Raw genomic sequence first — 16,347 nt, forward strand, 5'->3', positions numbered from 1 at the left:
CGTGTCCGCGTCAGGGCCGTGTCAACGAACGCCGGTCCGTAGCCGCAGGTCGGTACGGTCAGCGGTATGGGACGCCCTGAGACGTCGGGTGAGACGGCGAACGACCGGGACTGGGCACGGGAGCGGTGGAGCGCCGTCCGCTGCGCCGCCGTGCCCCTCGTCCTGCTGCTCCTGCTCGACTGGGCCACCGGCCGTGCCGCCCCGTGGCGTACGACGCTGTGGCTGGCGCTCTCCGTCCTGCTCTTCGCCGTGCTGTGTCCCGCCCGTGTCACCGCCGGCCCGAACTGGCTGGCCTCGCGCCGGCTGGGCCGCGAACACCGGGTCCGCACCGACCTGTTGATCTCGGTCCGCGTCCTGGACGGCGTCTCCCAACGGCTGCTGCTGCGGGACGCGTTGGACGGCCGGGTCGAGATCGCCCCCGAGGTCCTGCTCCGCAACCCGCAGCTGTGGCACCACCTCGCCGAGGGGGCCCGACGGGCCACGTCCGACGGACTGCTGCTGTGCGGCGAGACCGCGCTGCACCGCCTGTCCTCCCGGGTGGAGAGGGAGACGGCGCTGGGGGTGTTCAGGGCGTCGGGGCTGGAATAGGGGGCCGGAGCAGGTCCGGGATCCGGTGCCGTGCACCATGTCCGGCATGAACGTACGGACGGCTCGTCCCCGCTGGTGGCTGGGGCTGCGCGGCTTCGGCTGCTTCCTGCTGGGCGGCGGCCTCGGCTTCCTCGCCTACGCGGCGCTCACGCATCGGCCGGGCGGGCCGCCGTGGGGCGGCCTGCTCCTCGGCGCGCTGGTGTGCGGGGTGATGGGTGCACTGTTTCCTGGGCGGCGCCGACGCTGAGCCCCTCAGCCCAGTACCCCCGAAGGCGGGCCGCTCGGGGCATCACACCGGCCAGGACTCTTTCGGGTCATCCAGCCAGGCACGCTGACCATACGCGGTGGCTGTGAGTCCGAACCGGGTCACGTCGGGGGACCCCCGGTCCCGCCACCAGTGATAGACGGTGGACACCTCGTCCCACAGACGGCGCGGGCCTGATTGCCAGACCTCCGCCTCCCGCTCCCCGTCCCTGAACATCACGCACGCCCAGGAGAGATCCGACAGGCTGTAGAACCACACGGGCCGTGCGCCGTCCCGCTTCTCCGCCACGGCTTGGCGACAGGCGGGTACCCGGAGGCCGAGGACGAACGGCAGAGCCGTGTACTGGCCGGTGACGAACTCTTCCTCGGTGACCCCGGTTGCGGTCCGGGCTGCTTCCTCCATGGGACTCGCCGAGAGGTAGTCCGTGTGATGGACCGTCGGGCCCCTCTGCGTGCGGAGCTTCATGAACTCCACAGACTGAGTGAAGGGGCCCGTGACACTCTCCCCCCTGGCTTCCAGGCGGACCACGGCGTCCGCGTTGCCGAAGTGGGTGCCCCACGGGGCGAGGATGATCCCCCCGGGCCGGATCTGTCTGACCCATGCGTCCGGGATATCCCGGACGCCGACAGTGGCCAGGATGCGGTCGTACGGGGCCGAGTCGGGGTGGCCCTCGAACCCGTCGCCCACGACCACCTCCGGGTAGAGGCCATGCCGGCACAGCCGCTCACGGGCCGCCCCCGACACCGACCCGTCCACCTCGATGGTCGTCACATTGCCGGGCCCGAGTAGGTGGGTCAGTGCGCCGGCCGTCTCGCCGGTGCCTGTGCCCACATCCAGCACGCGCATTCCCCCGTCCACGCCCAGGTCCTGAAGGAGGGCATAGACCACGGTGGGCATGGATGAGGAGCTGGTGGACAGCTTCCCCGGGGCGGGGCCCTGGTGTGCGCCGTCGTCCCACTGGGTCACGATGGGAACGTTGCGGTCCGCCGCCGCGTACCAGGCGTCCGGGTCCTCCCGCTTGTCGACGGTCGTGCTCGCACGGGTCTCCAGGTCGTACGGCCACATCAGATCCGGCAGGAACGCGGCCCGGTCGACGGCCGCGAAGGTAGGCGCCCAGTCCGAGGACAGCGCGCCGGATTCCATGAGGACCCGCCCCAGCTCTTTACCGCCGGGGCGGTCCGTACGCAGAACCTCGGGTGTCACTTGCGGTGCTTCCCGTCTCCCTCCGGCGAGGAACCGTCGGGGCTCGGCGGGTCCTGCGGGGGCTGCCAGGGCTGGCTGGCTGGGGTGACCGTCACCCTCGCTCTCGCCGAGCTGGACGTGCAGTTCGATGCGTACGTTCATCGCCCTCTCCTTCACTTCAGTTGGGTCCTGCCTGACTTCGGTGACCTCGACCCCTGGTCGCGTACGGCCCGTGGTCGTCGTCCTGCTCATCACCCTCACAGTCGTCGGCGTCGCCCGGTCGTGACAGGCGGGCGCCTCTGCTGTCGGCGATACGCAACACATCGCCGAGGGACTGTGTAACTGCCCGCAGAGCCAGACGTACCGCGTACTGGCCCGCCTTGCAGTCGTCCAAGACGGCTTGGGCGCCCTTGAGGACGACAGCACCGTCGCGCAACTGGTCTGCCTCGATCCTGTCCGCGATCCGGGCCAGGGCACCGGGTTTGCCGTTGGTGGACAGGAAGCACGGCTTTCCGGTGTCGGTCTCCCACGGCAGCAGTCGCAAACGGGGAGACGGCGCGGGGAGGCTGTTCCGGTCGTAGCCCATCAGGTCGGCATCTCCACGCCGTGAATCCAGCGCGGGCCGATGTCGATTCCGTACGTTGCGAGCACCAGCGTCCGCCGCCGCGCTCGCTGTCGCCGTTTCTCCTCACACCGCTCGTGTGCGACGAGGTAGGGGCGGACAAGGCTGTTGTCCTCACCTCGCAGCATGGGGATACGCGGGAGAGAAGCGGTCGACGGGTCCCGTGGCGGTGGCACGGAGCGTGAGGCGGGTGCCCGGCGGCGCCCCTGCGCGGGGAGCAATAGCCGCAGCAGCAGTCCGACAAGGCGAGCGGTGCTGTGAAACGGCCTGATGGAACGCCCTGCATATCGCTTCGGCTCAGTCATGAAGGGGATCGTGCACTTCCCTGGTGGACGTATCTCCGCATACCCGCGGACAGTTGGGCTTTCCGTGACTAGGGTCGAAGAAGGCCCAAACGTCTGCGTCATGGGGGTTGACTTTGAATACTGTTCTGCGGACGGCTTTGACCGAAGCGGGCTTGACACCGCGACAGCTGGCGTACCGGGTGGGGGTATCGCCGAAGCAAGTGGAACGATGGCTCGGGGACGCTGCGTTGACCCCGCACGCAAGGAACCGTGAGGACGCCGCGCGGGCGTTGGGAGTGGATGAAGAGATGCTGTGGCCACAGACCGTGAAGGATCGCATCAAGACCGGTACCGACCGCGAGATCATTCACAGCTACCCGTACCGTTCGGCCTGCCCCGGGGCCGTGTGGTCCGGACTCATCGACAGCGCCGAATCGGAGATCTTCCTCGCGGGCTACACCAACTACTTCTTCTGGACTCAGATCCCGCAGTTCCCCGAGACCCTGCGCCGGAAGGCCGAGGCGGGCGTGAGAGTGCGGTTCCTTCTCGGCGATCCGGAAGGGGAGGTGACACGACAGCGCGAAGCCATCGAAGACGTCGCGCTGAGCGTGTCCACGCGCATTCGGATCACGCTGGAGCACCTTGACCGGCTCGGGACTCCACCGGGTCTGGAGACGCGCTACAGCAGCGCCGAGGACGCCGTGAACCACGTGTCCCTGTCCGTGTTCCGCTTCGACGACGACGCACTCGTCACCCCTCACCTGGCCCGCCTGGTAGGACACGACTCCCCGCTTCTGCATCTGCGGCGACAGGGCGACGCGGGCATGTTCGCGCGGTTCGCGGAACACGCTGAAGAGCTGTGGAGCCGGGGCACTCCCGTAGGGGAAGAGGAGGGTAACGGCTAGGCACGACGACGAGGACGACCCGGACGCTCCGGCCGCGAACAGCCTGGTTCCGGCCGCTTCCGCCGTCGTTGTCGCCGGACTGGCTCAGGGTCCCGCTCGGCGAGACACCTCGCTGACAGCCCTGCCCTCACCTCCGTACCGGCCCCGCCGTGTCCAGTGCCGCTCCCGTCTGGTCCGCCAGGGTCACCGCGACCAGGCGGGCCTGGAGCGGCGGTACCGCGCCCGGGCCGGGGGTGAGCATGAAGCGGCCCAGGTAGTGGCCGTTGCCGTAGGCGCGCAGTTCGATCTCGCCCGCCGGCCAGCCGGCGGTGTCGACGTCCCATGCCCGCCGGCCCACGCTCACGCTGCCGTCGGCGCACAGGCGCGGCGGCTGCCCGAGCAGGGTGCCGTACTCGAAGCGGCAGGCGGTGAGGCCCAGCAGCTCGGTGAGTTCACCGCGGACGTGGCCGACCACGGTCTCCGTCGAACCCGCCGACTTCGCCAGGTCGGCCGTGCGGTGGATGCGGGACAGATGGGCCTCGTCCGTGACCGTGACGACCTTCAACCGTCGTGCGCGGGCGGCCAGTTGGGAGACGATCACGCCCACCGCCAGCAGCAGCACCGCCGTCGCCACATCACCCGACGCGGTGATGTCGAACGTCTCGTACGGCGGCGTCAGGAAGAAGTCGAACCAGGCCGCCGCCGACAACGCCGCGACCACGCCCGCCGTACGACTGCCCAGCGCGGACACCGCGACCACGGCCACGACGAGCACGAGGGCGGCGTTCGCGTGCGGCAGGCTGGTACGGAAGGGGACGAGGGCCAGGGACACCAGGAGCGGTGCGGTCAGGCCGGCCGTCAGGGCCCAGCGGTCCCGTGGCGCCCAGGCCGACGGCGCCGTCACATGCGGCCTCCATGCGCCGATCACAGCACTCATCACGCGCCTCCTACGCTCTGTGCACGCTCTCTTCGGTCGGTGCGGCACCCATCGTGTGTGCCGCGAACGGCAGCGAGACCACCATCGTCAGCCCGCCGCCCGGGGTGTCCTCGGGGCTGAGGGTGCCGCTCATCGCCTCGGTCAGGCCGCGGGCGAGGGCGAGGCCCAGGCCGAGGCCGGTGGTGTTGTCGGTGTCGCCGAGCCGCTGGAACGGTTCGAAGACCCTTTCCCTGTCGTCCACCGGCAGTCCGGGCCCCCGGTCCACCACCCGCAGCTCCACCCGGCCCGCCAGCGCGCTCGCGGTGACCAGCACCTTCCGGCCGGGCGGGGTGTGCCGGGCGGCGTTGCCGACCAGGTTGGCGATCACCCGCTCCAGCAGCGGCGGGTCGGCCAGGACCGCGGGGATCGCCTCGACGTCGGCCACCTCGACGTCCGGCACGTCCGCCAGGGCCTGCGGCAGCACCTCCTCCAGGGAGGTGGCCCGCAGGTTCAGGGTGAGCGCGCCCGCCTCCAGGCGGCTGAGGTCGAGCAGGTTCTCCACCAGGCGGTTCAGCTTGGCCATCGACTCGTCGGCGGTGGACAGGAGTTCCTCGCGGTCCTCCGCCGTGAAGGTCACGTCGCGGCTGCGCAGCGAGGTGACGGCGGCCCAGCCGGCGGCGAGCGGGGTGCGCAGGTCGTGGCCGACGGCCCGCAGCAGCGCCGTACGCAGCCGGTCGGCGGCCTTCACCGGCTCCACCTCGGCCGCCGCCTGCGCCAGCCGGGCCCGCTCCACGGCCGAGCCCACGTGCGCGGCGAACGCTGCCAGCACCCGCCGCTCGGAGGAGGAGAGGGTGCGGCCGTGCAGGGCGAGCCAGGCGCCGGGGCCGGCCGGTACCGCCGTCAACCCGGGTGCCGCGTCCGGGGGTTCGTCGACCAGGTCCGCCGAGTCCATCCCGAAGGTCTCGCGGGTGCGCTCGAGCAGGGCCGGGATGGTCGCCTCGCCGCGCACGATGCTGCCGGCCAGGGACGACATGGTCTCCGCCTCGGCCGTGGCCCGCGTGGAGCGGCGGGACAGCCGTAGGGAGCGGTCGACCACGGCGGCGACGGTGGCCGCCACGACCGCGAACACCGTCAGCGCCACCAGGGCGTTGGGATCGTCCAGGGTGAAGGCGCCGATGGGCGGGATGAACCAGTAGTTGAGCAGCAGGGACGCCGTGATCGAGGCGATGACCGCCGACGTCACGCCGCCTATGCAGGCCACCCCGACCACCGCGAGCAGGAACAGCAGGGCCTCGGACGTCAGGTTCAGCGTCCCCCGGAGCTGGGCGAGCAGGGCCGTGATCAGGACCGGCAGCACCAGTCCGGCGACCGGGCCCGCGATCAGCCGGGCCGTGGAGAGCGTACGGCGGCGGGACGGCAGCAGGGTGCCGAGGCCGGAGCGTTCGTGGGTGACGCGGTGGACGTCGATGTCCCCGGACAGCTCGGTGACCGTCTCGCCGGTGCCGGGGCCGGTCAGGAAGCGGGCCAGCCGGCCGCGTCTGCTGGTGCCGAGCACGAGCTGGGTGGCGTTCTCGGCGCGGGCGAACTCCACCAGGGCGGTGGCCACGTCGTCGCCGACGACCGAGTGGTAGCTGCCGCCCAGGTCCTCCACGAGCCGGCGCTGCCGGGCCAGGGAGGCGTGCGAGACCCCGCCGGCCGCGAGCCCGTCGCTGCGGGCCACGTGGACGGCGAGCAGATCCCCGCCGGCCGACCGGTCGGCGATGCGGGCGGCCCGCCGGACGAGCGTGTCGCCCTCCGGCCCGCCGGTCAGGGCCACGACGACCCGCTCCCGGGTCTCCCACACCCGGCCGATGCCGTGCTGCGACCGGTACTCCTGCAACGCCTCGTCCACCCGGTCGGCCGTCCACAGCAGCGCCAGCTGCCGCAACGCGGTCAGATTGCCGGGCCGGAAGTAGTTGGCGAGCGCGGCGTCGATCTTCTCCGGGGCGTAGATGTTGCCGTGCGCCATGCGCCGACGCAGCCCCTCGGGCGGAATGTCCACCAGCTCGACCTGCCAAGCCCGCCGCACCACCTCGTCCGGCACGGTCTCGTGCTGCGGCACCCCGGTGATCTTCTCGACCACGTCGTTCAGGGACTCCAGATGCTGGATGTTCAGCGCGGTGATCACGTCGATCCCGTAGTCGAGCAGGGTCTCGATGTCCTGCCAGCGCTTGGGATTGCGGCCGGCGCCGGGGATGTTGCTGTGCGCGAACTCGTCCACGATCGCCACCTGCGGACGCCGCCGGAGCACCGCGGCCAGGTCCATCTCCTCGAACTGCCCGCCCCGGTAGGAGCAGGACGCCCGGGGCACGGCCGCCAGGCCGTCGAGCATGGCCTCGGTCCGCGGCCGCCCGTGGCACTCCGCGAACCCGATCACCACGTCCGCCCCGCGGGCGGCGCGGCGCCGTCCCTCGTCGAGCATGCGGTAGGTCTTGCCGACCCCCGGGGCCGCCCCGAGGTAGACCTTCAGTCGTCCGGGCCGTACGTCACTCATCGCCGCCGACGCGCTCCGCTCACTGATCCGACTGTTCGACCGATTCGAAGGTTCCTCCCCCAAAGGAAGCCGCGTCGCCGGGCCGCCCGCGCGCCCGTTAGCGCTTCCTTGGCGGGTGCCCCGGGGACCTTGACACTGTCTTGATGGGGCCCGGCCCGATAGGGTGACGTCAGGTGTGCCGGGAAGTCTGGTCGGCCGGGGGCCGGAGCGGCTTCCGCAATCCCCTTCCGCATCCCCGGGGGACGGCATGCGCAGCGTCGGTACGGTTCTCGCCCTCGTGGTCCTCGCCACGCTGGTCGCCACCTTCGCGCGCCGCTGGCGCATCCCCGCCCCCTCGCTGCTGGTGGTCGCCGGTCTCGCCGTGGCCCTGCTGCCGGGCACCCCGCAGATCGCGATCAGCCCCCGGATCATCGGCCTCGTCGTGCTGCCCCCGCTGCTGTACGCGAGCGCCGAGGACATGCCCTGGCGGGAGCTGCGCGCGGTGTGGAAGCCGGTCGGGATCCTCGCCGTAGGGCTGGTCCTCGCCTCGGCGGCGGCCGTCGGCGCGGTCGCCGCGTACGTGACCCCGCTGTCCTGGCAGATGGCGTTCGTGCTGGGCGCGGTGCTGGCCAGCACCGACCCGGTGGCCGTCACCGCGCTGGGCCGCCGGCTCGCGCTGCCGCCGCGGGTGCAGGTCCTCGTGCAGGCGGAGAGCCTGTTCAACGACGCGACCTCGCTGGTGCTGGTCCGGGTGGCGGCGGGCATCGCCGTCGCCTCGGCCGCCGCCGACTGGGGCTCGGCGGGCGGCGAGTTCTTCCTGCTCGCGGGCGGCGGCACGGTGATCGGCGCGGCGGTCGCCGGTGTGATCACCCTGATCCGGCGGCGCACCGAGGACCCGGTGCTGGAGACGGTGATCGCACTGGTCACCCCGTACGCCGCCTACCTCCTGGCCGAGGTCGCGCACACCTCGGGCGTGACGTCGTGCGTGGTCGCGGGCGTGGTCCTCGGCGGCCGCGGCGACCGCCTCACCAACGCCCGGATAAGGCTCCAACTGCACGCCGTCTACGGCACGGTGGTGTTCCTGCTGGAGAGCGTGGTGTTCAGCCTGATCGGGCTGGCCCTGCCCGCGCAGGTGCGGGCGCTGGCCCACGGCGACCGGGCCTGGCCGCTGTACGCCCTCGCGGTCGCCGCCACCCTGATCGCCGTACGGCTGCTGTGGCTCGCGCCGCTGTCGGCGGTCGTGCAGCGCAAGGGCGGGATCGGCCGCAGGACCCGCGGGACCAGCCGCCCGAACTGGCGGATCCCGGTGGTGCTGACCTGGGCCGGCACCCGGGGCGTGATGCCGCTGGCCGCCGCGCTGTCCGTCCCGGTGGCCATGAAGGACGGCACACCGCTCGACGGCCGCCCGCTGGTGCTGGTCCTGACCACGTCGGTCGTGGTCGTGACCCTGGTCGTGCAGGGCTTCACGCTGGCCCCGGTCGTGCGCGCCTCCGGCATCGCCCTGGAGCCCGCCCACACCGCCCGCGAGGAGGCCAGGGCCCGCTCCCACCTGGCCCACGCCGGTCTGGCCCGCCTGGAGGAGCTGGCCGAACTGGAGGTCGTCCCCGACGTCGTCCTGGACCGCCTGCGCCGCGGCCTCGCCGCCCGTCTGGAGGACGCCCGGGACCGGCTGGCCGAGAGCGGCGGCGCGGACGGCTCCGCCGTCGAATCGGCCGACCTGGTCTACCGCCAGCTGCGGCGCGACCTGATAGCGGTGGAGACGACGGAACTGCAGCGGCTGTACGACGCCCACACCATCAGCGACACCACCCGGCGCCGCCTCCAGCGGGCACTGGACCTGGAGGAGGCCCGACTGACGGACGTCTGACGGAACTCCCGTACCGCATCGGCCTGTTGCCGCGGATGCAGCCCCGGACCCGGTCCGGCCGTCCGCGAACCCCCTCGCCGGTCCGGTCCGGGGCTGCGCCCGTCGACGATCAGTCTGCGACCGGATCCGGCCGGCCCCGGCCATCGTTGACGCTCCCCTGACGGCTCCTCAGCGTTGTTTGACGGCGCGTTGACGGAGCCGGCGGTGACGCCGTATGAGTGCCGCAAATTCCCCGCTGAGCAGGGCGGACCGGGCGGCGGGCGCGGTTAGATTCGCTGCCTCTGCCCCCCTCCAGAAGGCACGAAGGTGTCCATGCTTCCCGCCGCCCCCGAGCAGACCCCGTCGGCACACCCCGAGCGCGCAGGCCGGGCGAGACCGGCGCGCGGGGCGCGGCGCCGGGCGCCGAGCGGGCTGTTCGAACCCGCCCAGCTCGTCCGCTCCTTGCCCGAGGCCCTGCACAAGCTGCATCCCCGGGTCCTGGTGAAGAACCCGGTGCTCTTCGTCGTCTCCGCCGGTGCGGCCCTGACCACGCTGTCGGCACTGCTGCACCCGGACGTCTTCACCTGGGTCATCAGCCTCTGGCTGTGGCTGACGGTCGTCTTCGCCAACCTCGCCGAGGCCGTCGCCGAGGGCCGCGGCAAGGCACAGGCCCGGGCGCTGCGCCGGGCCCGCACGGACACGGTGGCGCTGCGGCTGGAGCACTGGAGCTACGGCACGAACCTCGCCACCGCCCGCACCGAGGCCGTCGCCGCGACCGACCTCAAGCCCCTGGACGTCGTACTCGTGGCGGCGGGCGAGCTGATCCCGGCCGACGGCGACGTCATCGACGGGGTCGCGGCCGTGGACGAATCGGCGGTGACCGGGGAGTCCGCGCCGGTGATCCGGGAGGCCGGCGGCGACCGCAGCGGGGTCACCGGCGGTACGACGGTGCTGTCCGACCGGATCGTCGTACGAGTCAGCGCACGCCCCGGGCACAGCTTCCTCGACCGGATGATCGCGCTGGTCGAGGGGGCCTCCCGGCAGAAGACCCCGAACGAGATAGCGCTGAACATCCTGCTCGCCTCCCTCACGATCGTCTTCGTCCTGGTCGTGGTCGCCCTGCAGCCGATGGGCGCGTACGCGGGCGCCGCCCAGTCCACGACCGTGCTGGTCGCCCTCCTCGTCACCCTCATCCCGACCACCATCGGCGCCCTGCTCTCGGCGATCGGCATCGCGGGCATGGACCGACTGGTGCAGCGCAACGTGCTCGCCATGTCGGGCCGCGCGGTCGAGGCCGCCGGTGACGTGAACACCCTGCTGCTCGACAAGACCGGCACCATCACCCTCGGCAACCGCGAGGCCGCCGCGTTCGTCCCGATGCCCGGTGTACGGGAAGCGCACCTCGCGGAGGCGGCCCAGCTGTCGTCGCTCGCCGACGAGACCCCGGAGGGCCGCTCCGTCGTCGTCCTCGCCAAGAACCGGCACGGCCTGCGCACGCCGGACCAGGGTGCGCTGACGAACGCCCACTGGGTCGCCTTCAGCGCGCAGACCCGGATGAGCGGGGTCGACCTGCGCTGGCCGAACGGCGCGGTGTGCGCCGTCCGCAAGGGCGCCGCCGGGCAGGTCATCGAGTGGGTGCGCCGGTACGGCGGCCAGGTGCCGCCCGAGGCCCAGCGGTACTCCGACGCGGTGGCCGCCGGCGGCGGCACGCCCCTGCTGGTGGCCGTGCACGACTGGGACGGGCCGCGGGTGCTCGGCCTGATCCACCTCAAGGACGTCGTCAAGGACGGCATCCGCGAACGCTTCGCCGAGCTGCGCCGCATGGGCATCCGCACGGTGATGATCACCGGCGACAACCCGCTGACCGCCCGCGCCATCGCCCAGGAGGCGGGCGTGGACGACTACCTGGCCGAGGCCACCCCCGAGGACAAGCTCGCGCTGATCAGGCGGGAGCAGGAGGGCGGCAAGCTCGTCGCGATGACCGGTGACGGCACCAACGACGCGCCCGCGCTGGCCCAGGCGGACGTCGGCGTGGCCATGAACACCGGCACGTCGGCCGCCAAGGAGGCCGGCAACATGGTCGACCTCGACTCCAACCCGACCAAGCTGATCGAGATCGTCGAGATCGGCAAGCAACTCCTCATCACCCGCGGCGCGTTGACGACCTTCTCCATCACGAACGACGTCGCGAAGTACTTCGCCATCATCCCGGCGATGTTCGCGGGCACGTACCCGGGCCTGAGGTCCCTGAACGTGATGGGCCTGCACAGCCCGACCTCCGCGATCACCTCCGCGATCATCTTCAACGCGCTGATCATCGTCGCCCTGATCCCGCTGGCCCTGCGCGGCGTGCGCTACACCCCCGCCTCCGCGCACGACCTGCTGCGCCGCAACCTGCTCGTCTACGGCCTCGGCGGGCTCGTCCTGCCCTTCGTCGGCATCAAGGTCATCGACCTGGCCGTCTCCCAGGTACCCGGCCTCGGCTGACCCGCGTCCGCCCGCCCGCTGCCCCGTCAAGGACACGTATGCGCACGTCAGAGCCCCGTCAGGGAAGGCGTTTGCGGCTTGCCCGGCCCGAGCGGCGCGGCTTCCATGGAGGGCGTGAACAGCGCCTGGCCCCTTTCCGACCGGCCGCCGAGTCCCTCCCCCAGCCTTCGGCCGGGGGTGCCCCCATCTCGCTTCGCTCGGCCGCCGCGTCGTACGCCGCGCTGAACGGAAGCGCCCGCGCCGCGCCCGCAGCGCGTCCCGCCGACGCCCGCCGTGCCGACGCCGCGTCCGCCGACGCCGCTTTCCGTGACCCGAGGGGCGCCGTGACCGGCTCCGGCGCCCCTCGCTCCTTTTCCTCTCCCTCTCCTCCATCCGGACAGGATCATGACCCAGGCATCCCTTTCATCCCGAACCGTCCTGATCACGGGCGCCACTTCCGGCATCGGCCATGAGACGGCACGACAGCTCGCCGAGCGCGGCGCCACCGTGCTGCTGCACGGCCGTACGGCGGCCGAGGCGCGGGCGGCGGCGGACCGGCTGGCCGCCACGGCAGGCATCCACCCGGCCCAACTGTGTTCGTACGGCGCCGACTTCGCCCACCTGGAAGAGGTCGGGGCCCTCGCCCGCGCGGTCGTCGCCGAGCACCCGCACCTGGACGTCCTCGTCAACAACGCGGGCATGGCGGCTCCCGAGCGGCACACCGTCACCGCCGACGGCAACGAGATCGCCTTCCAGGTCAACTTCCTCGCCCACTACCTGCTCACGTGCCTGCTGGAGCCGGCGCTGACCAGCGACCCCGGCGGCCGGGTGGTGAACGTCTCCTCCTCGCTGCACCGCACGGCCTCCATCAGCTGGGCTGACCCGAACCGCGCCCGCCGCTACTCGCGCGTCGCCGCCTACGCCCAGTCGCAGCTCGCCCTCACGGTCTTCGCCGCCGACCCGCGCGTCACCGCCGTCTCCGTCCACCCGGGCGTCTGCGACACCGCGCTGCTCCCGCTCTACGCTCACGAGGGCACCACCCCCGCCGAGGGCGCCGCGCACGTGGTCCGGCTCTGCGACCCGGCCGTCGAGATCGTCAACGGCGCCTACTACGACCGCGCCGAACGCGTCGACCCGGCCCCGGCGGCCGCCGAGGACCGCACGGTACGGCGCCTGAACAAGCTGGCGGACCTGCTGGTCGGCCGGACCGTCTGAAGTGCGCACCCGAGAGAACTCGCGCGAGGCGTCGACGCTCAGGAGGCCCCGGTGATCGAGATCCCGCCGCCGGACGCACGGGAGCTCGCGCGCTGGTTCCCCACCGGTGCCCCCGGTCCCGCCACGATCGGCGAGCACGCGCTGGCCACCGGCGTCGGCCGGTGGTGGGCCGACCGGCCCGTGCAGCCGCGCGCGATCACCGTCTCCTGAGCCTGGCACGTCGTCCTGCGCGGCAGCCCGCGGCGGCTGACGCCGCAGCTGCTCGCCCCGCTGGCCGGCAGCCGGATCGAGGGCCCGGACCGGTTCCTGCCCGTCCTCGGTGCCGCCTTCGACCGGCTGACCCCGTGGGAGCGCATGGTCTGGACGCTCCAGGCACGGCCGCAGCCCGCGACCGTCCCGCACGCCGTGACCGTACGGCGCCTGGAGCCGGCCGACACCGGTGCCCTGGACGCCCTCGGCCCGGACTCCTCCTGGCTCTCGGCCAGCTGGGGCGGGCCGCTCGGCCTCGCCGCCTCGGGGCACGCCTGGGCCGCGGTGACCCGCGCCGGCCGGATCCTCGCCGTGGCCTGCACCTACTTCCGCGGCACCGGCCACGAGGACGTGGCCGTGTACACCGTCCCCGACCGCCGCCGCCTGCGCCTCGGCCTGTCCTGCGTCACCGCCCTGTGCGCGGACGTCGTCGCCCGGGGCCGCACCCCCGCCTGGAACTGCTCCCTGCACAACCGCGCCAGCCGCCTGCCGGCGTGGCACGCCGGGTTCCGGTTGGTCCGCGAGTACGTCCACCACGCCGTGGGCAGCCCGGTACGGCCCGCCCGGCCGAGCGCCCTGGCAGGCGGCGCGTAAGGATTCCGTCAGGATCCGGCCCGCCCCCGTCAGAAGTCCGTCAGCAGCGGTCGCCGGGCCGCGCGGGCGTGCCTAGCGTCGGCGGTATGCGACGCAGCGCAGCGGCCGGGACCGCCGGCGACCGCCACTGGCGTGGCAGTGCCCGGCTCGCGGTCGGCTGTGCCCTCCTCTTCGGCGCGCTCTCCTTCCTGGTCGACTGGGACGCCGGGACCCTGACCGGGGCGCGCGCCCTGCTCTGGGCCGCCCTAGCGGCAGCGGTGGGCGTGGTGCTGCTGCCGCAGCGGGTGAGCGCGGGCCCCGGCTGGCTCGCGGTGCGCACCCCCTGGCGGCGGCGCGTCGTCCGCACCGACGCGCTCACGGCCGTACGGCAGTACGACGGCGTCTCCTCCCACCTGGTCCTGCGGGACGTCCACGGTCACCGGCTGGAACTGGACCCCCGGATCCTCGCGGCGAACCCGCTGCTCTGGCACGAACTCGACACCGGCGTGCGCCGCTCCCTGGAGCGCGGCACGCTGCGCCGGGGCGCGGACGTCCTGGACCGGCTCGGGCACCGCATCGACGGCGAAGCGGCCGAGGGCGTACTCCGCGCGTCGGGCCTGTCCTGACCCTCCGGGCCCCGCCCCCGTAGGCTTTCCTGGTAGCACCCCGCAGGAACGTCGTGGAGCCGTGAGAGAGGTCCCGTTGAGCTTCTGGTCGATCTATCAGCACGGCTTCGCGCGTGTCGCCGCCTGCACCGGGCACACCGTCATCGCCGACGCGCCCGCCAATGCCGCCTCCGTCCTGCGCCACGCGCGCCGGTGCGACGAGGAGGGCGTGGCCGTCGCCGTGTTCCCCGAGATGTGCCTGTCCGGGTACGCGATCGAGGACCTGCTGCTCCAGGACGCCCTGCTGGACGAGGTCGAGTCGGCGCTCGCCACGGTCGTCGCCGGGTCGGCCGAGCTGCTGCCGGTGCTGGTGGTCGGCGCCCCGCTGCGCCACCGCGGCCGGGTCTACAACTGCGCGGTACTGGTCCACCGGGGCCGGATCCTCGGCGTCGTACCGAAGTCGTACCCGCCGAACTACCGCGAGTTCTACGAGCGCCGCCAGATCGCCGCGGGCGACGACGAGCGCGGCGGAACGATCCGCCTGGCCGGGGCCGACCTCCCCTTCGGCGTGGACCTGCTCTTCGCGGCCGACGACGTCCCGGGGCTCGTCCTGCACACGGAGATCTGCGAGGACATGTGGGTCCCGGTGCCGCCGAGCGCGGAGGCGGCGCTGGCCGGCGCGACCGTGCTGCTCAACCTCTCCGGCAGCCCGATCACCGTCGGCCGCGCCGAGGACCGCAAGCTGCTGTGCCGCTCGGCCTCCGAGCGCTGCCACGCCGCCTACGTCTACGCGGCCGCCGGCCTCGGCGAGTCCACCACCGACCTGTCCTGGGACGGCCAGACCCTGATCTACGAGAACGGGGTGCTGCTGGCCGAGACCGAGCGCTTCCCGGCCGGTGAGCAGTACGCCGTCGCCGACGTCGACCTCGACCTGCTGCGCCAGGAGCGCCAGCGCACGGGCACCTTCGACGACAACCGCCGCACCCACGCCGCCCGCACCGCCGACTTCCGCACGGTGTCCTTCGAGCTCGCCCCGCCCACCACCGCCGACCTGGGCCTGCGCCGCCGCCTGGAGCGCTTCCCGTTCGTGCCCGCCGACGCCGAGCGGCTCGCCCTGGACTGCTACGAGGCCTACAACATCCAGGTCGCCGGGCTCCAGCAGCGCCTCGCCTCGATCGGCGGCCCCAAGGTCGTCATCGGTGTCTCCGGCGGCCTGGACTCCACGCACGCGCTGATCGTCGCCGCCCGCGCGATGGACCGCGCCGGCCGCCCGCGCAGCGACATCCTGGCCTTCACCCTGCCCGGCTTCGCCACCAGCGACCACACCAGGGACAACGCCCACCAGCTGATGCGCGCCCTCGGCGTCACGGCCTCCGAGCTGGACATCACGCCGACCGCGCGGCTGATGCTGAAGGAGATGGGCCACCCCTTCGCCGCCGGCGAGCCGGTCTACGACGTCACCTTCGAGAACGTCCAGGCGGGCCTGCGCACCGACTACCTGTTCCGGCTGGCCAACCAGCGCGACGGCATCGTCCTCGGCACCGGCGACCTCTCCGAGCTGGCGCTCGGCTGGTGCACGTACGGCGTCGGCGACCAGATGAGCCACTACAACGTCAACTCCGGCGTGCCGAAGACGCTGATCCAGCACCTGATCCGGTGGGTCGTCAGCAGCGGCCAGTTCGACGACGAGACCGGCAAGATCCTCACCGCGATCCTGGACACCGAGATCAGCCCCGAGCTGGTGCCGGGCGAGGAGTTGCAGTCCACCGAGTCGAAGATCGGCCCGTACGCCCTGCACGACTTCACCCTCTGGCACGTGCTGCGCTACGGCTTCCGCCCGTCGAAGATCGCCTTCCTGGCCTGGCACGCCTGGCACGACCAGGAGGCCGGCGCCTGGCCGCCCGGCTTCCCCGAGGCCGAGCGCCGCGCCTACGACCTCCCCGAGATCCACCGCTGGCTGGAGGTCTTCGTCCGCCGCTTCTTCGGCTTCTCCCAGTTCAAACGCTCCGCCATGCCGAACGGCCCGAAGGTCTCGGCCGGCGGCGCGCTCTCCCCGCGCGGCGACTGGCGCGCCCCGTCGGACGGCAACGCCCAGGCGTGGCTGCGGGACCTGGCGCGCTTCGACCTGACGGGGGCGTAG

14 protein-coding genes are annotated in these 16,347 nt (G+C 72.8%); 10 read left to right on the plus strand and 4 right to left on the minus strand.

Going from position 1 to position 16,347, the window contains the following annotated elements:
• The first annotated feature begins 66 nt into the window (after positions 1 to 66).
• Both BIV23_RS40965 and BIV23_RS40970 read left to right on the plus strand, forming a co-directional pair.
• On the plus strand, positions 67 to 588 hold the full coding sequence (locus BIV23_RS40965; protein WP_071386088.1) for a hypothetical protein: 522 nt from the start codon (positions 67 to 69) through the stop codon (positions 586 to 588).
• 46 nt (positions 589 to 634) lie between these two features.
• Positions 635 to 835 (plus strand): hypothetical protein, encoded by a 201-nt coding sequence (locus BIV23_RS40970; protein WP_143079225.1) that lies wholly within the window; start codon positions 635 to 637, stop codon positions 833 to 835.
• Between the two features lie 42 nt (positions 836 to 877).
• Here the strand turns inward: BIV23_RS40970 and BIV23_RS40975 are convergent, their stop codons facing one another.
• Positions 878 to 1,996 (minus strand): methyltransferase domain-containing protein, encoded by a 1,119-nt coding sequence (locus tag BIV23_RS40975; RefSeq protein WP_071386126.1) that lies wholly within the window; start codon positions 1,994 to 1,996, stop codon positions 878 to 880.
• A 217-nt stretch (positions 1,997 to 2,213) separates the two neighbouring features.
• Positions 2,214 to 2,621, minus strand: a complete 408-nt coding sequence (locus BIV23_RS40980) for a hypothetical protein (protein ID WP_245790895.1) — start codon at positions 2,619 to 2,621, stop codon at positions 2,214 to 2,216.
• 628 nt (positions 2,622 to 3,249) lie between these two features.
• On the opposite strand from BIV23_RS40980, the gene BIV23_RS40985 reads away from it, so the two are divergent.
• Positions 3,250 to 3,846 (plus strand): DNA-binding protein, encoded by a 597-nt coding sequence (locus BIV23_RS40985; RefSeq protein WP_071386127.1) that lies wholly within the window; start codon positions 3,250 to 3,252, stop codon positions 3,844 to 3,846.
• A gap of 127 nt (positions 3,847 to 3,973) precedes the next feature.
• On the opposite strand, the gene BIV23_RS40990 is transcribed toward BIV23_RS40985, so the two are convergent.
• Both BIV23_RS40990 and BIV23_RS40995 read right to left on the minus strand, forming a co-directional pair.
• Complete coding sequence (locus tag BIV23_RS40990) at positions 3,974 to 4,762, minus strand: DUF4118 domain-containing protein (protein WP_071386090.1); 789 nt, start codon at positions 4,760 to 4,762, stop codon at positions 3,974 to 3,976.
• 10 nt (positions 4,763 to 4,772) lie between these two features.
• The gene (locus tag BIV23_RS40995) at positions 4,773 to 7,274 is read right to left on the minus strand and encodes an ATP-binding protein (protein ID WP_071386091.1); all 2,502 of its coding nucleotides are present in this window, start codon (positions 7,272 to 7,274) and stop codon (positions 4,773 to 4,775) included.
• Positions 7,275 to 7,521: 247 nt separating this feature from the next.
• Here BIV23_RS40995 and BIV23_RS41000 point away from each other — a divergent pair, with 247 nt between their 5' ends.
• The 7 genes from BIV23_RS41000 (at position 7,522) to BIV23_RS41025 (ending at position 16,347) form a co-directional block, all read left to right on the plus strand.
• Positions 7,522 to 9,120 (plus strand): Na+/H+ antiporter, encoded by a 1,599-nt coding sequence (locus tag BIV23_RS41000; RefSeq protein ID WP_071386092.1) that lies wholly within the window; start codon positions 7,522 to 7,524, stop codon positions 9,118 to 9,120.
• A 312-nt stretch (positions 9,121 to 9,432) separates the two neighbouring features.
• Positions 9,433 to 11,586: a potassium-transporting ATPase subunit KdpB gene (gene kdpB, locus BIV23_RS41005; protein WP_071386093.1), complete on the plus strand. Its 2,154-nt coding sequence runs from the start codon at positions 9,433 to 9,435 to the stop codon at positions 11,584 to 11,586.
• Between the two features lie 384 nt (positions 11,587 to 11,970).
• The gene (locus BIV23_RS41010) at positions 11,971 to 12,780 is read left to right on the plus strand and encodes an SDR family NAD(P)-dependent oxidoreductase (RefSeq protein WP_071386094.1); all 810 of its coding nucleotides are present in this window, start codon (positions 11,971 to 11,973) and stop codon (positions 12,778 to 12,780) included.
• Between the two features lie 51 nt (positions 12,781 to 12,831).
• A complete protein-coding gene (locus BIV23_RS52840; RefSeq protein WP_245790896.1) occupies positions 12,832 to 12,990 on the plus strand; it encodes a hypothetical protein in 159 nt (52 codons plus the stop codon).
• A gap of 144 nt (positions 12,991 to 13,134) precedes the next feature.
• Positions 13,135 to 13,623, plus strand: coding sequence for a GNAT family N-acetyltransferase (locus BIV23_RS52845; protein ID WP_245790897.1), 489 nt, complete (start codon positions 13,135 to 13,137; stop codon positions 13,621 to 13,623).
• A gap of 86 nt (positions 13,624 to 13,709) precedes the next feature.
• Positions 13,710 to 14,228, plus strand: a complete 519-nt coding sequence (locus BIV23_RS41020; RefSeq protein ID WP_071386095.1) for a hypothetical protein — start codon at positions 13,710 to 13,712, stop codon at positions 14,226 to 14,228.
• A 76-nt stretch (positions 14,229 to 14,304) separates the two neighbouring features.
• Entirely contained in the window at positions 14,305 to 16,347 is a 2,043-nt protein-coding gene (locus BIV23_RS41025) for an NAD(+) synthase (RefSeq protein WP_071386096.1), read from the plus strand.

The organism is Streptomyces monashensis (assembly GCF_001866665.1).
Taxonomy (GTDB): Bacteria; Actinomycetota; Actinomycetes; order Streptomycetales; family Streptomycetaceae; genus Streptomyces; species Streptomyces monashensis.